A 16,797-nucleotide genomic window follows, 5' to 3' on the forward strand; every position below is an offset into this window, starting at 1 on the left:
CATCAGTGGCTCAGCCCGTATTTCTTCACTTTGTCGAACAGTGTGGTCTTGGCCATCCCCAGTTCCTGACTGGCTTGGGTCAGGTTGCCGCCGCTGCGCTGCAAGGCATCGTTCAGCAGGTTGCGTTCGAAAGCTTCCACCGCTTCGGCGAAGGCCAGGCCCTGATTGCTGCCGCTGGCGCCGGTCTTCTTGAAGGCCGGCAGACCGAGGGCGAAGCGTTCGGCGACGTTGCGCAGTTCGCGCACGTTGCCTGGCCAGTCGTGGCTCATCAGAATCGACACGGTCTGGTTGTCCAGTTCAGGCAGCGAGCGGTCGAAGCGCAGGGATGACTGCTGCAAAAAGTGCTCGAACAATTGCAGGATGTCTTCGCGGCGTTCGCGCAGCGGCGGCAGTTCCAGGGTGACCACGTTCAAGCGGTAATACAGGTCGCTGCGAAACTCGCCGGCCTTGCTCGACTCATCCAGGTCGGACTTGGTCGCGGCGATCACCCGGCAATCCACCGCCACGCTCTGGTTCGAACCCAGGCGTTCGAGGGTGCGTTCCTGCAGCACCCGCAGCAGCTTGATCTGCAACGGCAGCGGCATGCTTTCCACTTCGTCGAGGAACAGCGTGCCGCCATCGGCGTGTTCGATCTTGCCGATCCGCCGTTTGCCGGCACCGGTGAAAGCGTTGGCCTCGTGGCCGAAGATTTCGCTTTCGAACAGGTTCTCCGGCAGGCCACCGCAGTTCAGCGCGACGAACTGTTTGCTGTGCCGACGGCTGAAGTCGTGCAGGCAACGTGCAACCAGTTCCTTGCCGGTGCCGGTCTCGCCTTCGATCAGCACGTTGGCCGACGTATCTGCGACGTTGGCGATCAGTTCCCGCAGGTTCTGCATGGCCGGCGAGCGACCGATGATCCGGCCTTCGAGGGAATCGCGCTCGAACAGTTGGCGACGTAACGAGGTGACTTCCCGCGCCAGGCTGCGTTGCTCCAGTGCACGGCGGGCGACGTCCACCAGGCGTTCGGGGGAGAAGGGTTTCTCCATGAAGTCGTAGGCGCCTTTCTGCATCGCGCCGACGGCCATCGAGATGTCGCCGTGGCCGGTAATCAACACCACCGGCAGGCTGCGATCGCGGGCCTTGAGCCGGGTCAGCAGTTCCAGGCCATCGATGCCCGGCAGGCGGATGTCGCTGATGACGATGCCGGCGAAGTTATCGCCCACCCGCTCCAGCGCTTCTTCGGCGCTGCCGACGCCGATGCAGGGAATGTCTTCAAGCGTCAGTGCCTGTTGGCAACCGAGCAGCACATGGGGGTCGTCTTCGACGATCAGCACACTAAGGTCGTTGTTCATATTGGCTCGGCGGGAGTAGGGCTTACCAACGGTAAACTGAGGACGAAGGTGGTGCCACCGCTGGCCGGGTGTTCGACACCCAGATGCCCGCCCGTGGCGGCGGCCAGGCTCGCCGACAGGGTCAGGCCGAGGCCCAGGCCCTGTTCGCCGGGCTTGGTGGTGAAGAACGGTTCGAACAGATGCTTGCGCGCTTCGGCATCGATGCCGTGGCCGTTGTCGCGCACCCGCAGGCGATACTTGCCGTCGTATTCCTCGCCTTCGAGCCACAACGTCGGTTGGGGCTGCGACTGCATGGCATCGAGCGCGTTGCCGATCAGGTTGACGAGGATCTGCTCCAGACGGGTCTGGTCGATCTGCACCTGCACGTCGGTGAAATCGCGATGCAGTTGCAGCGGCACGCTTTCCATCCGGCTGCCCAGCAGCTGCAGGGCGGCGTCCACGCCTTTGCCGAGGCTGGCCTGGCCCTGGTCATCGCCGCGTCGGGCGAAGGAACGCAGGCTGGCGGTAATCCGGCCCATGCGGTCGATCAGTTCATTGATGGTTTTGAGATTGGTGCTGGCCACATCCAGCTGACCGCGCTCCAGAAAACGCACGGTATTGCCGGACAAGGTCCGCAAGGCTGCCAGCGGTTGGTTCAATTCGTGGGCGATGCTGGTGGACATCTGGCCGATGGCCGCCAGTTTGCCGGCCTGGACCAGTTCATCCTGAGCGCGGCGCAAGGTTTCTTCAGCCTGCCGACGCTCACGAATCTGCCCCTTGAGCCGTTCGTTGCTGGCACGCAGGTCAGTGGTGCGTTCGGTAATCCGACGCTCCAGTTGATTGTTGGCTTCCTGCAAGGCTTCCCGCGCCGCGAGGCGGGTGGCGATCACTTTGCGGCGCTCGTTCCAGGCGATCAGCAGGAAGGCCACCAGGGCAAACGCCACCGCCACCAGGATTCCCTGATTGATCGCTTCACGCCGCAGGTCTTGCAGGGGCGTGAGCAGGGTGAAATTCCACGGGGTGTCGCTCAGCGGCCGGGTTTGCGACAGGTAGCTGATGTTCTCTTCATCGGACACCAGTTCGCTGTTGGCGGGGAAGGTCAGTTTTTCCTCGCCTTCAGCCAGTTTCTCTCGGGCCAGCGGTTGCAGTTCATTCAGCGGATACCAGTAGTACTGAAGGCTGCGGGCCAGGCGTTCCTTGGTGTCGTCGCTCAACGGCAGCACCGACTTGAGCCGCCGCGCCGGATCGCTGGAGAGAATGATGATGCCGTTCTCGTCGCTGACGAACGCTTCCAGGCGCGCGCGCTGCCAGCGTTCTTCCATGGCTTCGAGGCGCACCTTGACCACCGCGACGCCGGTGATCTTGCCGTGTTCCTCCAGGCCATGAGCCAGGTAATAGCCGGGTTCGCCGCTGGTGCTGCCGATGCCGTAGAAACGTCCCGGCTGACCGCGCACGGCGTTCTGGAAGTAGGCGCGGAAGGACAGGTCTTCGCCCAGATAACTGTCGACATCGCGCCAGTTGCTGGTGGCCAGTACGCGACCGGTGGTGTCCATCACATAAATGGCCCGACTGCGGCTGCGCCGGTTCAGGCCTTCGAGGTATTCGTTGACCGTCTGCCGGTGTTCCGGCGACGGGTCTGCCAACAGCTGGGAAACACTCGATTCGAGTTCCAGCAGGCTGGGCAGGTAGGTGTATTTGCTGATCTCGCTTTCGACGGCGCGCGCGTGCAGTTCCAGCTGACGCTGGCCGTTCTCGCTGAGGCTGCGAATGCCGTAGTGTTCACTGACCCAGAAGCCGATGTAACCCAATCCGATCATCAGGGCGATGATCAGCGGCGGCAGGAACAGATGGCGAATCAGACGGGGTTTCACGGCGAGTGATGGCGGCGCGGCGCGATAGAGAGTGGAGTCGCATTTCATCACAGATGCCTTGGGTCAACCACAACACAATATCCATATCCCCACGGGCCCCGTGGGAGTTGCTGTATGGCAAGGGGGCTTTTGTGGCGAGGGGGCAAGCCCCCTCGCCACAGCGGCCCCCTCGCCACAAAAGCCCGCTCCCACAATTGGGGGAGCGGTGCCTTCCTTCTTAGTGCTGCAGAATTTTCTCGAGGAAATGCTGCGCACGCTCGGAGCGGGCGTTGATGTCGCCGAAGAACTCTTCTTTCTTGCAGTCTTCGATAATCTTGCCGGCGTCCATGAAGATTACCCGGTCCGCGACCTTGCGGGCGAAGCCCATTTCGTGGGTCACGCACATCATGGTCATGCCTTCGTGGGCCAGTTGCACCATCACATCCAGCACTTCGTTGACCATTTCCGGGTCCAGTGCCGAGGTCGGTTCGTCGAACAGCATGACGATCGGGTCCATCGCCAGCGCACGGGCGATCGCCACACGCTGTTGCTGGCCACCGGAAAGCTGGCCCGGGTGCTTATGCGCATGGGCAGACAGCCCGACGCGCTCAAGCAGTTGCAGGCCTTTCTTGGTGGCTTCTTCCTTGCTGCGACCCAACACCTTGATCTGCGCGATGGTCAGGTTTTCGGTGATGGTCAGGTGCGGGAACAGTTCGAAATGCTGGAACACCATGCCCACCCGCGAACGCAGTTTCGGCAGGTTGGTCTTCGGATCGGCGATGGACGTGCCATCGACGATCAGGTCGCCTTTCTGGAACGGTTCCAGTGCATTGACGCACTTGATCAGGGTGGATTTGCCGGAACCGGACGGCCCGCACACCACGATCACCTCGCCTTTTTTGACCTCGGTGCTGCAATCAGTCAGTACCTGGAAGTCCCCATACCACTTGTTGACGTTCTTGATAGAGATCATACGGCGAACCTTTTTTGCAGACGCTTGACCAGCTGCGAGGCGGCAAAGCTGATGATGAAGTACGTGAGACCTGCGAAGATCAGGAACTCATTGGAGCGGCCGATGATGTCGCCACTGGCACGCGAGGCATTGAGGAAGTCCACCAGGCCGACCGCGTAGACCAGCGAGGTGTCCTGAAACAGGATGATGCTCTGTTGCAACAGCAGCGGGGTCATCTTGCGGAACGCTTGCGGCAGGATGATCAACCGCATCATCTGGCCATACGTCATACCCATGGCCTGGGCGGCGCTCATCTGGCCCTTGGGAATCGACTGCACCCCGGCCCGGACGATTTCGCAGAAGTACGCTGCTTCGAACATCATGAACGCCACGATGCACGAGGTGAACGCGCCGATCGGGGTGTCTTCGCCGGTGATCCAGCGCAATACGAACGGCACCGCCAGGTAGAACCAGGTGATGACCAGCAGCAGCGGGATCGAGCGGAAGTAGTTGACGTAGGCGCCGGCAATGTTCGACAGCAGTTTGTTGTGGGACAGGCGCATCAACGCCAGGACCGTGCCGAGGATGATCCCGCCGCTCACGCCCAGGGCCATCAGCTGGAGGGTCATGACCATGCCGTTCCACATACCCGGCAGGGACGGAATGATGCCCGAGAAGTCGAATTCCATCATTTACCCCCTACGGAAATCAGGCCCGGCACGGCGACTTTCTTCTCGACCGCGCGCATCAGCAGCATCAGGCTCATGTTCAGGGTGAAGTAGATCAGCGTTGCCAGGGTGAAGGCTTCGAACAGGTTGGCGGAGAACTCGGCGGTCTGTTTGGTCTGCGCGAGCAGCTCCATCAGGCCGATCAGCGACGCGACGGAGGAGTTCTTGAACACGTTCAGGAATTCCGAGGTAAGCGGCGGAATGATGATGCGATAAGCCTGGGGCAGCAGCACGTTCCAGTAGATCTGCGGCAGCTTGAAACCCATGGCGCGGGCAGCGGATTCCTGGCCGCGGGGCAGCGCCTGGATACCGGTGCGCACTTGTTCGCAAACCCGGGCCGTGGTGAACAGGCCCAGGCACACGACGACACTGAGGAAGGCCGAGGTGGTCGGGTTCAGGTCCTGCTTGTACCAGTCCTGCAGGTTTTGCGGCAGCAGGTCGGGCACCAGGAAGTACCAGATGAACAGCTGCACCAGCAGTGGCACGTTACGGAAGAGTTCGACGTAGCAGGTCGCGATGCCCGATACGATGCGATTCGGCACCGTGCGCATGACACCCAGGATCGAGCCCAGCAGCAGCGCGATGATCCAGGCGGCGACGGCGATGGCGATGGTCCAGCCTAAACCGGAGAGGTACCAGTCGAAATAAATTTCGCTGCCCACGCCGGTGGACTTGAAGAACACGCCCCAGTCCCAGTTGTAATTCATTAGGGTCTCCCCTCGGATTCGATCGATGTACAAGTGCCCGATGACGGTCAGGCACACGCGAACGGCTCGACAACCACCGGTTCGAGTGTTTCCAGAAATGCCAGCAGGGAGTGACAACCCCTGAAAGGGCAGAGGCCTTCTCAGGGGGGAACGTTAGTCAGAAATCAGGATTTCTTTTCGTCAGCCGCTTTGTCGGTCGGATTGGCGATCAGGGTCTTGAGCTCGTCGCTCATCGGGAAGTTCAGGTTCAGGCCTTTTGGCGGGATTGGCTGCATGAACCATTTTTCGTAGATCTTGTTGATCTCGCCCGACTTGTAGGTCGCGATGATTGCGTCGTCGACGGCTTTCTTGAACGGTGCGTCGCCCTTGCGGACCATGCAGCCGTAGATTTCGAACGATTGTGGTGTGCCGGTCACGGCCCAGTCATCCGGCTTCTTGGCCTTGGCCATTTCACCGGCCAGCAAGGCGTCGTCCATCATGAAGGCCACGGCACGGCCGGTTTCCAGCATCTGGAAGGATTCGCCGTGGTCTTTGGCGGAGATCACGTTCATGCCCATCTGCTTGTCGGCATTCATCGACTTGAGGATGCGCTCGGACGTGGTGCCGGCGGTGGTCACGACGTTCTTGCCTTTGAGGTCGGCGAAGTCTTTGTAGGGCGAGTCTTTCTTGGCCAGCAGCTTGGTGCCGATTTCGAAGATGCCGACGGAGAAGTCAACTTGTTGCTGACGTTCGACGTTGTTGGTGGTGGAGCCGCACTCGACGTCCACGGTGCCGTTCTGCACCAGTGGGATACGGGTTTGCGAGGTCACCAGGTTGTATTTGACCTGGAGGTTGGGCATGTCCAGGTCTTTCTTGATGGCTTCGACGATTTTCAGCTGGACATCGTGGGAGTAGCCAACCGGTTTGCCGGAGGCGTCCGCGATGTAGGAAAACGGAATGGAAGCGTCACGATGCCCGAGGGTGATGGTGCCGGACTCTTTGATCTTCTTCAGTGTGCCGGTGAGTTCGGCGGCGAAAACTGGAGTGCTAATCAGAGCGGCAGCAATGGCTGCGCCCAGGAGATGGGGAACGATGCGCATCAAATTTTCCTCGACATTGTTTTTTTTATGGAGCCAGTTCATCGGCCTTTTTTGGTGCTTCGAATGCTTGGCGGCTCCTGAAGGAGTAGCGCAATAAACATTCGTCCGGGAGAGTAGAGCATGACTCGTGCCAGTCCATGCATCATCTATCAAATTATTGATTTTTAAGAGTATTTTAATGTTAGTGACGTTGAGTTTGTTGTCGGATGATCCGGTTTTCCGAATCGACCGAGGAGTCGCGTTCGGAAAACCGAATGGATTGACTCACACAAAACTGTAGGAGCGAGGCTTGCCCGCGAAGGGGGCACTGCGGTCTGTCTGTTGAACCGCTTTATCGTTCTTCGCGGGCAAGCCTCGCTCCTACAGTAATGCGCGGTATGAAAAAGCCCCTGAATCGTGAGATTCAGGGGCTTTGGTTTAACCGGATATCCGATCAGGCTGCTTCGATCTTGCTGCGGTTCTGTTCGAGCTTGTTCAGGTAATCCTTGAGCTTCTGCTGTTCCGCCGCAGTGGTGAACAGCCCAAGCTTGCTGCGGCGCCACAGGATGTCATCGGCGGTGGTCGCCCATTCTTCGCTGCACAGGTAGTCGACTTCGCGGGTGTAGAGCCCGCCGCCGATGTGTTCGCCCAGGTCACCGAGGTTTTCCACGCCTTCGAGCATGCGCCAGGTGCGGTTGCCGTAAGTGGTGGACCAGCGTCGGGCGATCTCGGTGGGGATCCAGTCGAACTTGTCGCGGATCCGCGAACTCAATGCCTGCGGAGTCGTCATGTCTTCGCCACCGGGCAGGGGCGCGCTGGCGGTCCAGCTTGGCTTGATGTGCGTGAAGTACGGGGCCAATTGCGCCAGCGCCGACTCGGCCAGTTTGCGGTAGGTCGTCAGCTTGCCGCCGAACACCGACAGCAACGGTGCTTCTTCACCAGAACCCGACAACGCCAGGGTGTAGTCGCGGGTGACGGCCGACGGGTTGTCGGATTCGTCGTTGCACAGCGGACGAACGCCGGAGTAGCTGTGCAGGATGTCCGCGCGGCTGAGTTGTTTCTTGAAGTGGGCATTGACCACTTTCAGCAGGTAATCGGTTTCGCCTTCAGTGATCGCCACTTTTGCCGGGTCGCCGGTGTACTCGCGGTCGGTGGTGCCGATCAGGGTGAAGTGGTTCAGGTACGGAATGGTGAAGACGATGCGCTGATCTTCGTTTTGCAGAATGTGCGCGTGTTCGCCTTCGTACAGTTTTGGCACGATCAGGTGGCTGCCCTGGATCAGACGGATGCCGTATGGCGATTCCATCTTCAGGTCGTCACGAATGAACTGGGCGACCCATGGGCCGGCAGCGTTCACCAGTGCCTTGGCGCGGATCGAAAACAGGCTGCCATCGGCGCGTTCCAGGTTCATGTGCCACAGGCCCTTGGTGCGACGGGCACTGACGCAGCGGGTTTGCGTATGAACGTGAGCACCTTTCTCGCGGGCAGCCATGGCGTTCAGTACGACGAGGCGTGCGTCATCGACCCAGCAATCGGAATATTCGAAGCCTTTGGTGATTTCGCTTTTCAGCGGGCTGTCCGGGCCGAACTTCAGGCTTTTCGAGCCTTCGAGTTTTTCCCGTTTGCCGAGGTGGTCATAAAGGAACAGACCGGCGCGGATCATCCAGGCCGGACGCAGGTGTGGGCGGTGGGGCAGCACGAAGCGCATCTGTTTGACGATGTGCGGTGCCTTGGCCAGCAGCACTTCGCGCTCGGCCAGGGCTTCGCGCACCAGGCGGAATTCATAATGCTCCAGGTAGCGCAGGCCACCGTGGATCAGCTTGCTGCTGGCCGACGAAGTGTGGCTGGCCAGATCATCCTTTTCGCAAAGGAACACCGAAAGGCCGCGACCGGCGGCATCCGCTGCGATCCCCACGCCATTGATCCCACCACCAATGACGGCGATATCGTAGACCTCGGCGAGAGGGGGCGTAGGCAAGGTAGAAGTGGGCATCGGCTGGCCTCGGGCTTTTTTGATTTCTATATTTGAATTCGAACATTAATGTTCATTTGCGAAAATACTAGCCCATAAAGACGCCCACAGCCAGTGTGCTTCGATTGAAAATACTGATCGAAGGGCCGTTAAAGGAAAATTTTCGAACATTGAATGATGGTAGGGAGTGCTTTTGTGGCGAGGGAGCTTGCTCCCGCTGGGCTGCGAAGCGGCCCTAAAACCGGCTACCGCGGTATCTCAGGAAGAACATGTTGTCTGATTGGCGTCTGCTGTGCAGCCGAACGGGGGGGGCAAGCCCCCTCGCCACAGGGGGGATGTGCTTACACGACCTCCAGCCGAATCTTGTGCTGGCTCAACAACTGCGCCAGGGCCGGCGAAGGCGGCTGGTCGGTGACCAGGCAATCGATCAGGCTGATCGGCCCCAGGCGAATCATGGCGTTGCGCCCGAATTTGCTGGAGTCCGCGGCGAGAATCACCTGTCGGGCGTTGGCGATGATCGCCTGGGACACCCGCACTTCCTGATAGTCGAAATCCAGCAAGCTGCCGTCTTCATCGATACCACTGATGCCGACCAGGGCGAAGTCGACCTTGAACTGGTTAATGAAGTCGACGCTGGCCTGACCGACCACGCCACCGTCACGCCGCACGTTGCCACCGGTCAGCAGCACGTCGAAGTCGTCCTTGGCGCTGAGCATCGAGGCCACATGCAGGTTGTTGGTGATGATCTTCAGGTGGCTGTGGTTGAGCAGCGCCCGAGCAATGGATTCGGTGGTGGTGCCGATATTGATGAACAGTGAGGCATGATCGGGAATCTGCGCCGCAATGGCTTCGCCGATACGCTGCTTTTCATCGCGCATCTGATCGGCGCGCATGGCGTAGGCGGTGTTTTCGACGCTGGAGTCGTAGGCTGCGCCGCCGTGATAGCGACGCAACAGATTCACTTCCGCCAGTTGATTGATATCGCGGCGGATGGTTTGCGGTGTAACGACGAACAGCTGGGCCATTTCCTCGATGCTGACATAGCCGCGTTCGCGGACCAGTTCGAGGATTTGCTGCTGACGGGGAGGCAGATTCATGGGGCTTCCTTTGGGCTGCCGTGCAAAATTTGCCCATGATGCCGCAGGAATCCGCTCCCTACCAGTTACAACCGGATACGAGTCCGGTCCGTGGCTTATTCAGCGCCTTCGTGCGGTTCCCAATCGCGAGTGCGGCTGACGGCTTTTTTCCAGCCGGCGTAGAGTTTTTCCTTCGCGGTTTCGTCCAGCGCTGGTTCAAACTCGCGCTCGATTACCGCCTTGCCACGCAACTCGTCCAGGCTGCCCCAGAAACCGCAGGCCAAGCCCGCCAGGTAAGCGGCGCCCAGCGCGGTGGTTTCGCGCATTTTCGGACGCTCGACCTGAGTGCCGAGAATGTCGGCCTGGAACTGCATCAGGAAGTTGTTCGCCACTGCGCCGCCGTCCACGCGCAGGGCCTTCAGGCGCTCGCCGGAGTCCTGCTGCATGGCGTCCAGAACATCGCGGGTCTGGTAGGCAATCGACTCAAGCGCCGCACGAATGATGTGATCCACGCGTACGCCACGGGTCAGGCCGAACAACGCGCCACGGGCATACGGGTCCCAGTACGGAGCGCCCAGGCCGGTGAAGGCCGGCACCAGGTACACGCCGTTGCTGTCCTTGACCTTGTTGGCGAAGTATTCGGTGTCGTGGGCGTCGTTAATGATTTTCAACTCGTCACGCAGCCACTGCACGGTGGAGCCACCGTTGAACACCGCGCCTTCCAGCGCATAGGCCACTTCGCCACGCGGGCCGCAAGCGATGGTGGTCAGCATGCCGTGCTTGGACTTCACCGCTTTGTCGCCGGTGTTCATCAGCAGGAAGCAGCCGGTGCCGTAGGTGTTTTTCGCCTGGCCTGGCTCGACGCACATTTGGCCGAACAGGGCGGCCTGCTGGTCGCCGGCGATACCGCCAATGGCGATGCCGCTTTTGGTGTGGCCGTAGATTTCGGACGAGGACTTAACTTCCGGCAGCATCTCGCGCGGGATGTCGAGGACGTCCAGCATCTTCGCGTCCCACTCCAGCGTGTGGATGTTGAAGAGCATGGTGCGCGAGGCGTTGGTGTAGTCGGTGACGTGCACCTTGCCGCCGGTAAATTTCCAGATCAGCCAGCTGTCTACGGTGCCGAACAGCAGTTCACCCTTGCGCGCCCGCTCACGGCTGCCTTCGACATTGTCGAGAATCCACTTGAGCTTGGTGCCGGAGAAGTACGGGTCGGTGACCAGGCCCGTGGTGTCGCTGATGTATTGCTCGTGGCCATCGCGCTTGAGCTGCTGGCAGATTTCGGTGCTGCGGCGGCACTGCCAGACGATCGCGTTGTAGATAGGGCGGCCAGTGGTCTTGTCCCAGACCACGGTGGTTTCGCGCTGGTTGGTGATGCCGATGGCCGCGACCTGGTCGTGATGCAGGCCGGCTTGAGCCAGGGCCTCGACCATCACGGCGCTCTGGGTGGCGAAGATTTCCATCGGGTCGTGTTCGACCCAACCGGCTTGCGGGTAATGCTGTGCGAATTCACGCTGGGCGGTGCAAACCACGTTCGCGTCGCGATCGAAAATGATCGCGCGGGAGCTGGTCGTACCCTGATCGAGGGCAATGATGTAGTTCTTATTCTGAATGTCGGTCATGTCGATTGCCTTGGACGAAATAAGGAAGTGAAGTCAGGCGCGGGATCAAAATGGGCAGGATCACGCGCCAACGGTTTCAAGACGTTCTTGGTTTGCCGTCAATGGCCAGTGCTGCGTCCTTTGTAGCAGGTATGGCGCTGGGCAGATGACGGGCAATCAGCCCGCGATAAGCTGCAGCACCGAGACAGGCACCGACAATCGGTGCAAAAACCGGAATCAGGAAGTACGGGATATCGCGTCCGCCAGTGAAGGAAATTTCACCCCAGCCTGCAAAGAAAGTCATCAGTTTAGGACCGAAGTCGCGGGCCGGGTTCATCGCGAAACCGGTCAGCGGCCCCATCGAGCTGCCGATCACGGCAATCAGCAGGCCGATCAACAACGGCGCCAGCGGTCCTTTGGGCAGGCCATTGTTGTCGTCGGTGAGCGACATGATCACGCCCATCAGAATGGCGGTGATGATCACTTCAACCAGAAAGGCCTGGCCCGTGGACAGGGCAGGGTTCGGGAAAGTGGAGAACACCGAGGCCAATTCAAGGCTGGCTTCGGTGCCACGAACCATTTGGTGAGTTTGTTCGAAATCGAAGAACAGGTTGCTGTACAGCGTGTAAACCAACAATGCCCCGCAGAAGGCACCGGCGACCTGGGAGAAGATATAGAAAGGCAGTTTGCGCTTTTCGAAGTCAGCGAAAATGCTCAGCGCGATACTCACGGCAGGGTTGAGGTGCGCACCGGAAACACCGGCGGTGAGGTAGATCGCCATGCTGACGCCAACCCCCCAGATGATGCTGATTTCCCACAACCCGAAGCTGGCACCCGCCACCTTGAGCGCGGCAACGCAGCCGGTACCGAAAAAGATCAGCAGTGCAGTACCCAGAAACTCGGCCATGCATTGGCTCGAGAGCGACGGTTGTTGTAACGCAGTTGTCATTGAAAACCTCGTTTTTGTTGTTGTCTGGCGCTTTTCCATCGAGGTCAAAGCGCGATTTTCACCGAGGCAGGATCCCCATCCTGTGCTCGGCTTACTGCCGGGTGCTGCGGTGAGACGTTCGTACTGTGTTCATATTCGAAAAAATATAGACAAGAAGCACTGCTGTCAAAGGTCGAAAGTGAACCATTAGTCATATTTAAACTATTAGTCCTGTGAATGATCGCATCGTTCATCCGGCGAGAAGCGTGTGGACGAACGACCGAAAGCCCGGCCAGGCTCTGGAAATAGCAGCGCAATAGAGCCTTTTATCGATCAATGACCTAGAATCCTGCGCAGTATTTTTCTTCTGCCGCCAAGTCTGGAGCTGTCATGACCCCCGCATTGGATTTGTTGAAAAAAGTTCGTGCCGAACATCGTGTGCACAGTTACGAACATGATCCGAAGGCAGCGTCCTATGGTCTGGAGGCCGCGGAAAAACTGGGCCTGGACCCCGCGCAGGTGTTCAAGACATTGCTGGCGGCCAGCGAGAAGGGGGAGTTATTGGTGGCGGTGGTGCCGGTCGTCGGAAGTCTGGACTTGAAGGCGCTGGCACAGGCCGCAGGCGTGAAAAAAGTCGAAATGGCCGATCCAGCCGCTGCGCAGCGTTCGACGGGGTATCTGTTGGGCGGTATCAGCCCACTCGGGCAGAAGAAGCGCCTGCGCACGTTTATCGATCATTCGGCCCAGCCGTTTTCCAGTATCTTCGTCAGCGCCGGGCGGCGCGGTCTGGAAGTCGAACTGGCGCCTGCCGTGTTGGCCGAACACACCCAGGCGAAGTTCGCCGATATCGGTCGTGCCTGAGCAAAAGGTCTCGGGCTTACAACCCGGCGCTGTATGGTGGAAATTGGTTCGTTCTGTCACTGGTGAAGGGCTATGCCAGGCTTCATGCTCGGCGATCTGAAGAAAGGGAGAAGTGCCATGCAGCTTGAGTTTCATCAGATCGATGCGTTCAGTGATCGGCCGTTCAGTGGCAACCCGGCGATGGTGTACCGGCTCGATGCTTGGCTTGACGATGAGTTGATGCAAAAAATCGCCGCCGAACATAACCTCGCCGAAACCGCGTTCCTGGTGCGTGAGGGTTCTGTCTGGCGCATCCGCTGGTTTACTCCGACCACCGAAGTCCCGTTATGCGGTCATGCGACCCTGGCCAGTGCCTACGTACTGTTTGAACTCTATAAAGAACCGGTCGAGCGACTGGACTTCATCTGCAAGTCCGGCCCATTGAGTGTCACCCGAGAGGGTGGGCGCTTGTGGCTGGATTTCCCGGCAGTCGTGCCGTCGGAAGTGGGCGTGACCCTGGATGTCGAGCGCGCCTTGGGCGTCGAGGCGGTCGATGTGCTGGGCTCGAACGAATTGTTCGTGGTGCTGGAGTCCGAGCAGGCGGTGCTCGATTGTCAGCCAGACATGATTGCCCTGGCGAAATTGCCATGGCCGGGCGCCATCGTGACAGCCAAAGGCAGCAAGCATGACTTTGTGTCGCGCTACTTTGCCCCGGCGATCGGCATCAACGAAGACCCGGTGACCGGTTCAACCCATTGCAGCCTGATTCCGTACTGGTCGAAACGCTTGAGCAAGTCGAGTCTGACGGCTTATCAGTGCTCGGCGCGGGGTGGGGAGTTGTTTTGTCAGCTGGAAGGGGATCGGGTGAGTATTGGCGGGAATGCGACGCTGGTCGCGAGCGGAACGCTAATGCTGGGTTAAACGAAAATCCGATAAGGTGGGAGCTCGCTCCCACCTATGTCCGCGTTGTTCAGCTAGCGGCGCTGTAGCGCCGAACCCCGGACTCGATCGTCGGAATCTGCGCCGCTGTACTACCGGAGGCCTGGAACAGTACCAGGTGTTCCGCCGCTACCCGAATGCCGACTTCAGCACCGACCAGATGATCGGCATGACTTGGGAAAATCGACTCCAGCTGTGCGCCCGTAGGCAACTGCAAGCGGTACAGCGTTGAGGCACCCTGGAAGCTCTTGCCGACAATCTGCGCCCTCAGTGGGCTGGACGGTGCATAGACGATGTCGTCCGGACGCAGCAATACGTCCACGGCGCCACCGATCGGCCAGGTGTAGGCACGGTTGCCGCGCAATTCACCCAATTCGGTCTGCACCGACTCCGGGCTGCTCAACTGACCGCGAATGAAATAACCCTGGCCAATGAAGCTGGCCACATACGGTGTCAGCGGTTCGTGATAGAGGTTGTAGGGCGTATCCCATTGTTCCAGGCGACCTTCCTTGAAAACGCCGACATGGTCGCTGACCGCGAAAGCTTCTTCCTGGTCGTGGGTCACCAGAATCGCACTGGTGCCGCGAGCCTTGAGGATGTCGCGTACTTCATGGCTGAGCTTGCGTCGCAACTCACCATCGAGGTTGGAGAACGGTTCGTCGAGCAACAACAGTTGCGGTTCCGGCGCCAGGGCGCGGGCCAGTGCAACCCGCTGCTGCTGGCCACCGGACAGTTCATGGGGAAAGCGCTTGCCGAGATTTTTCAGGTTGACCAGTTCGAGCAATTCTTCGGTGACACGATCCTTTTGCGGGTGCTTGCGGATCCCGAAGGCGATGTTCTCGGCCACGCTCAAATGCGGAAACAGCGCGTAATCCTGGAACACCATGCCGATCCGGCGTTTCTCCGGGGCGAGGGTGAAGCCGGCGCTGGAGATGGTCTCGCCCGCCAACTGGATCTCACCCTCGTGCACCGGTTCGAAACCGGCAATGGCCCGCAGGGTGGTGGTTTTGCCGCAGCCCGAAGAGCCCAGCAGGCAACCGATATCGCCGGCATTCAAATGCAGGTTGAGGTTCTGCACAACCCGCTGGTTTTGATAACCACAGGCCAGATTGCGCAGGTTCAGCAGTAATGGCTGGCTCATGCGTGATGGTACGAAGGTGGGACGAGAAACTCGAGCAGGGCCTTTTGTGCATGCAGACGGTTTTCGGCTTGATCCCATGCCACCGAACGCGGGTCGTCGAGCAGGTCGAGGCTGATTTCCTCGCCACGGTGGGCCGGCAGGCAATGCATGAACAGCACGTCCGGTGCGGCCAAGTCGAGCAGCGCCCGGTTGACCTGGAACGGTGCGAACAGCTTCAGGCGCTTGGCGGTTTCCTCTTCCTGGCCCATGGAGGTCCAGACGTCGGTGCTCACCAGATGCGCGCCGCGTACGGCTTCCCGAGGATCGCGGACGATGCTTACCCGATCGCCGGCCTTGGCCACGAACTCAGGGTTGGGTTCGTAACCTTCCGGGCAGGCGATGCGCAACTGGAAGTCGAACTGGATCGCCGCTTCTATATAGCTGTTGCACATGTTGTTGCCGTCGCCGATCCAGGCCACGGTCTTGCCTTGGATCGAACCGCGATGTTCGAGGAAGGTTTGCATGTCGGCCAGCAACTGGCACGGGTGCAGGTCATCGGACAGGCCGTTGATCAGCGGGACTCGCGAATTGGCGGCGAATTCGGTCAGGGTGCTGTGCGAAAACGTACGGATCATCACTGCATCGAGCATGCTCGACATGACAATGGCGGCGTCGCCGATCGGTTCGCCACGGCCCAGCTGAGTGTCGCGCGGCGACAGGAAGATCGCCTGGCCACCGAGCTGGATCATGCCGGCTTCGAACGAAATACGGGTACGGGTCGAGGACTTCTCGAAAATCATCCCCAGGACGCGGTTTTTCAAAGGCTCGAACAGTACGCCGCGGTTACGCAGGTCCTTGAGCTCAACGCCTCGACGGATCACGCTGACCAGCTCTTCGGGCGTGCAATCCATCAGGGAGAGAAAGTGCCTTGCGCTCATCATTGACTACCTTTTTGCAACAGACCGCAGATACTCAAAGCCTTGTTTAACTGAAAAACGGGCGAGACCTGCGGCGTAAGCCGCACGGGGCGACGAAATAGGGGGAGGCGCGATATTGACATTAAATGTCGCGTTTTTCCAATAGGCTACGGTGCTTAGAGGATTTCAGAGAGGCTACGGGGTGACCGCAGTAGCGCTTTTGAAGCCTGTTTCCTGACAGCAGCTGAGCATTTGTACACTGGGCTCGCCGGGCTTGGCAATCAGGCAGGGCGCGGGCGACAGATTGGCAGTCGGTTTTTGATCTGTCATTCGAGCCTTTGGCGGGCAATGTGTCTAGTCTGAAACATTTGCTAATGCAAAGTGCTGGGTTATAACTAAAGCACGAGCGACGCAGGAAGCCTCAGGAATGGAATCGAAAGAACAGTTATTGATGGAGCTACTCGGCCTTACGGCTCGCTCTCTGACCCACCTCACTGCTTCCATGACCTCGATGTCTTTCGAGTTGTTACGCAGTGAAGATGAAGTCACCAAGGCGGCTGGCCGGCGCATGATCGACCGCATGGCCACCATCAGTGCCGGGCTCGACGAGCATTGGCGGCTGATCGGCGAGCTCACCGGCGTGCACGTCGCCCACGAGCAGATCGAAACCATCGAGGAAATCCAGCTGCAGGCGCCGCCGAGTCTGCCGCCGAACTGATCTCCTTGCTGCCATCGGCCGGCCTGATGGTCGTCGATTCACAAGACGAACGTCGCTGGCGCGGTGGCAAGTCACGCGCCA

15 protein-coding genes are annotated in these 16,797 nt (G+C 59.6%); 3 read left to right on the forward strand and 12 right to left on the reverse strand.

Annotated elements, in window-relative coordinates; genetic code table 11:
* Positions 1 to 2: 2 nt before the first annotated feature.
* The 10 genes from LOY28_RS05435 to LOY28_RS05480 all read right to left on the reverse strand — a co-directional run bounded on the left by LOY28_RS05435 (position 3) and on the right by LOY28_RS05480 (position 12,203).
* Entirely contained in the window at positions 3 to 1,331 is a 1,329-nt protein-coding gene (locus LOY28_RS05435; protein WP_086946084.1) for a sigma-54 dependent transcriptional regulator, read from the reverse strand.
* A complete protein-coding gene (locus LOY28_RS05440) occupies positions 1,328 to 3,229 on the reverse strand; it encodes a sensor histidine kinase (RefSeq protein WP_258613186.1) in 1,902 nt (633 codons plus the stop codon). The genes LOY28_RS05435 and LOY28_RS05440 overlap by 4 nt, the downstream gene beginning before the upstream one ends.
* Before the next feature lie 169 nt (positions 3,230 to 3,398).
* Entirely contained in the window at positions 3,399 to 4,133 is a 735-nt protein-coding gene (locus LOY28_RS05445; RefSeq protein ID WP_019581562.1) for an amino acid ABC transporter ATP-binding protein, read from the reverse strand.
* Entirely contained in the window at positions 4,130 to 4,801 is a 672-nt protein-coding gene (locus tag LOY28_RS05450) for an amino acid ABC transporter permease (RefSeq protein WP_111454729.1), read from the reverse strand. The genes LOY28_RS05445 and LOY28_RS05450 overlap by 4 nt, the downstream gene beginning before the upstream one ends.
* Positions 4,801 to 5,547: an amino acid ABC transporter permease gene (locus LOY28_RS05455; protein WP_018926619.1), complete on the reverse strand. Its 747-nt coding sequence runs from the start codon at positions 5,545 to 5,547 to the stop codon at positions 4,801 to 4,803. The genes LOY28_RS05450 and LOY28_RS05455 overlap by 1 nt, the downstream gene beginning before the upstream one ends.
* Positions 5,548 to 5,711: 164 nt before the next feature.
* Positions 5,712 to 6,626 carry a glutamate/aspartate ABC transporter substrate-binding protein gene (locus LOY28_RS05460; RefSeq protein WP_204124682.1) on the reverse strand — a complete coding sequence of 305 codons (915 nt, stop codon included), beginning with the start codon at positions 6,624 to 6,626 and terminating at the stop codon, positions 5,712 to 5,714.
* A gap of 433 nt (positions 6,627 to 7,059) precedes the next feature.
* Entirely contained in the window at positions 7,060 to 8,598 is a 1,539-nt protein-coding gene (glpD, locus tag LOY28_RS05465) for a glycerol-3-phosphate dehydrogenase (protein ID WP_258613187.1), read from the reverse strand.
* 320 nt (positions 8,599 to 8,918) lie between these two features.
* A complete protein-coding gene (locus LOY28_RS05470; RefSeq protein WP_007938932.1) occupies positions 8,919 to 9,674 on the reverse strand; it encodes a DeoR/GlpR family transcriptional regulator in 756 nt (251 codons plus the stop codon).
* 95 nt (positions 9,675 to 9,769) lie between these two features.
* Positions 9,770 to 11,275, reverse strand: a complete 1,506-nt coding sequence (glpK, locus tag LOY28_RS05475) for a glycerol kinase GlpK (RefSeq protein ID WP_018926616.1) — start codon at positions 11,273 to 11,275, stop codon at positions 9,770 to 9,772.
* A 76-nt stretch (positions 11,276 to 11,351) separates the two neighbouring features.
* Entirely contained in the window at positions 11,352 to 12,203 is an 852-nt protein-coding gene (locus LOY28_RS05480) for an MIP/aquaporin family protein (RefSeq protein ID WP_019581559.1), read from the reverse strand.
* A gap of 369 nt (positions 12,204 to 12,572) precedes the next feature.
* Here LOY28_RS05480 and ybaK point away from each other — a divergent pair, with 369 nt between their 5' ends.
* Both ybaK and LOY28_RS05490 read left to right on the forward strand, forming a co-directional pair.
* Positions 12,573 to 13,043 (forward strand): Cys-tRNA(Pro) deacylase, encoded by a 471-nt coding sequence (ybaK, locus tag LOY28_RS05485; RefSeq protein ID WP_007938929.1) that lies wholly within the window; start codon positions 12,573 to 12,575, stop codon positions 13,041 to 13,043.
* A 117-nt stretch (positions 13,044 to 13,160) separates the two neighbouring features.
* On the forward strand, positions 13,161 to 13,943 hold the full coding sequence (locus LOY28_RS05490) for a PhzF family phenazine biosynthesis protein (protein ID WP_258613188.1): 783 nt from the start codon (positions 13,161 to 13,163) through the stop codon (positions 13,941 to 13,943).
* Positions 13,944 to 13,992: 49 nt separating this feature from the next.
* Here the strand turns inward: LOY28_RS05490 and LOY28_RS05495 are convergent, their stop codons facing one another.
* Both LOY28_RS05495 and argF read right to left on the reverse strand, forming a co-directional pair.
* Positions 13,993 to 15,102, reverse strand: a complete 1,110-nt coding sequence (locus LOY28_RS05495) for an ABC transporter ATP-binding protein (protein WP_086946086.1) — start codon at positions 15,100 to 15,102, stop codon at positions 13,993 to 13,995.
* Positions 15,099 to 16,019 carry an ornithine carbamoyltransferase gene (argF, locus tag LOY28_RS05500; RefSeq protein WP_026286458.1) on the reverse strand — a complete coding sequence of 307 codons (921 nt, stop codon included), beginning with the start codon at positions 16,017 to 16,019 and terminating at the stop codon, positions 15,099 to 15,101. The genes LOY28_RS05495 and argF overlap by 4 nt, the downstream gene beginning before the upstream one ends.
* A gap of 406 nt (positions 16,020 to 16,425) precedes the next feature.
* Between argF and LOY28_RS05505 the strand changes: the two genes are divergently transcribed.
* Positions 16,426 to 16,716, forward strand: coding sequence for a hypothetical protein (locus tag LOY28_RS05505; protein WP_018926610.1), 291 nt, complete (start codon positions 16,426 to 16,428; stop codon positions 16,714 to 16,716).
* Positions 16,717 to 16,797 lie beyond the last annotated feature (81 nt).

The organism is Pseudomonas sp. B21-017 (assembly GCF_024749245.1).
In the GTDB taxonomy this organism is placed as follows: Bacteria; Pseudomonadota; Gammaproteobacteria; order Pseudomonadales; family Pseudomonadaceae; genus Aquipseudomonas.

What these genes read in the sequence shown, in the direction of transcription:
- LOY28_RS05435 (WP_086946084.1), bottom strand. Translation starts at nt 1,331, where the DNA reads ATGAACAACGACCTTAGTGTGCTGATCGTCGAAGACGACCCCCATGTG.
- LOY28_RS05440 (WP_258613186.1), bottom strand. Translation starts at nt 3,229, where the DNA reads ATGAAATGCGACTCCACTCTCTATCGCGCCGCGCCGCCATCACTCGCC.
- LOY28_RS05445 (WP_019581562.1), bottom strand. Translation starts at nt 4,133, where the DNA reads ATGATCTCTATCAAGAACGTCAACAAGTGGTATGGGGACTTCCAGGTA.
- LOY28_RS05450 (WP_111454729.1), bottom strand. Translation starts at nt 4,801, where the DNA reads ATGGAATTCGACTTCTCGGGCATCATTCCGTCCCTGCCGGGTATGTGG.
- LOY28_RS05455 (WP_018926619.1), bottom strand. Translation starts at nt 5,547, where the DNA reads ATGAATTACAACTGGGACTGGGGCGTGTTCTTCAAGTCCACCGGCGTG.
- LOY28_RS05460 (WP_204124682.1), bottom strand. Translation starts at nt 6,626, where the DNA reads ATGCGCATCGTTCCCCATCTCCTGGGCGCAGCCATTGCTGCCGCTCTG.
- glpD (WP_258613187.1), bottom strand. Translation starts at nt 8,598, where the DNA reads ATGCCCACTTCTACCTTGCCTACGCCCCCTCTCGCCGAGGTCTACGAT.
- LOY28_RS05470 (WP_007938932.1), bottom strand. Translation starts at nt 9,674, where the DNA reads ATGAATCTGCCTCCCCGTCAGCAGCAAATCCTCGAACTGGTCCGCGAA.
- glpK (WP_018926616.1), bottom strand. Translation starts at nt 11,275, where the DNA reads ATGACCGACATTCAGAATAAGAACTACATCATTGCCCTCGATCAGGGT.
- LOY28_RS05480 (WP_019581559.1), bottom strand. Translation starts at nt 12,203, where the DNA reads ATGACAACTGCGTTACAACAACCGTCGCTCTCGAGCCAATGCATGGCC.
- ybaK (WP_007938929.1), top strand. Translation starts at nt 12,573, where the DNA reads ATGACCCCCGCATTGGATTTGTTGAAAAAAGTTCGTGCCGAACATCGT.
- LOY28_RS05490 (WP_258613188.1), top strand. Translation starts at nt 13,161, where the DNA reads ATGCAGCTTGAGTTTCATCAGATCGATGCGTTCAGTGATCGGCCGTTC.
- LOY28_RS05495 (WP_086946086.1), bottom strand. Translation starts at nt 15,102, where the DNA reads ATGAGCCAGCCATTACTGCTGAACCTGCGCAATCTGGCCTGTGGTTAT.
- argF (WP_026286458.1), bottom strand. Translation starts at nt 16,019, where the DNA reads ATGAGCGCAAGGCACTTTCTCTCCCTGATGGATTGCACGCCCGAAGAG.
- LOY28_RS05505 (WP_018926610.1), top strand. Translation starts at nt 16,426, where the DNA reads ATGGAATCGAAAGAACAGTTATTGATGGAGCTACTCGGCCTTACGGCT.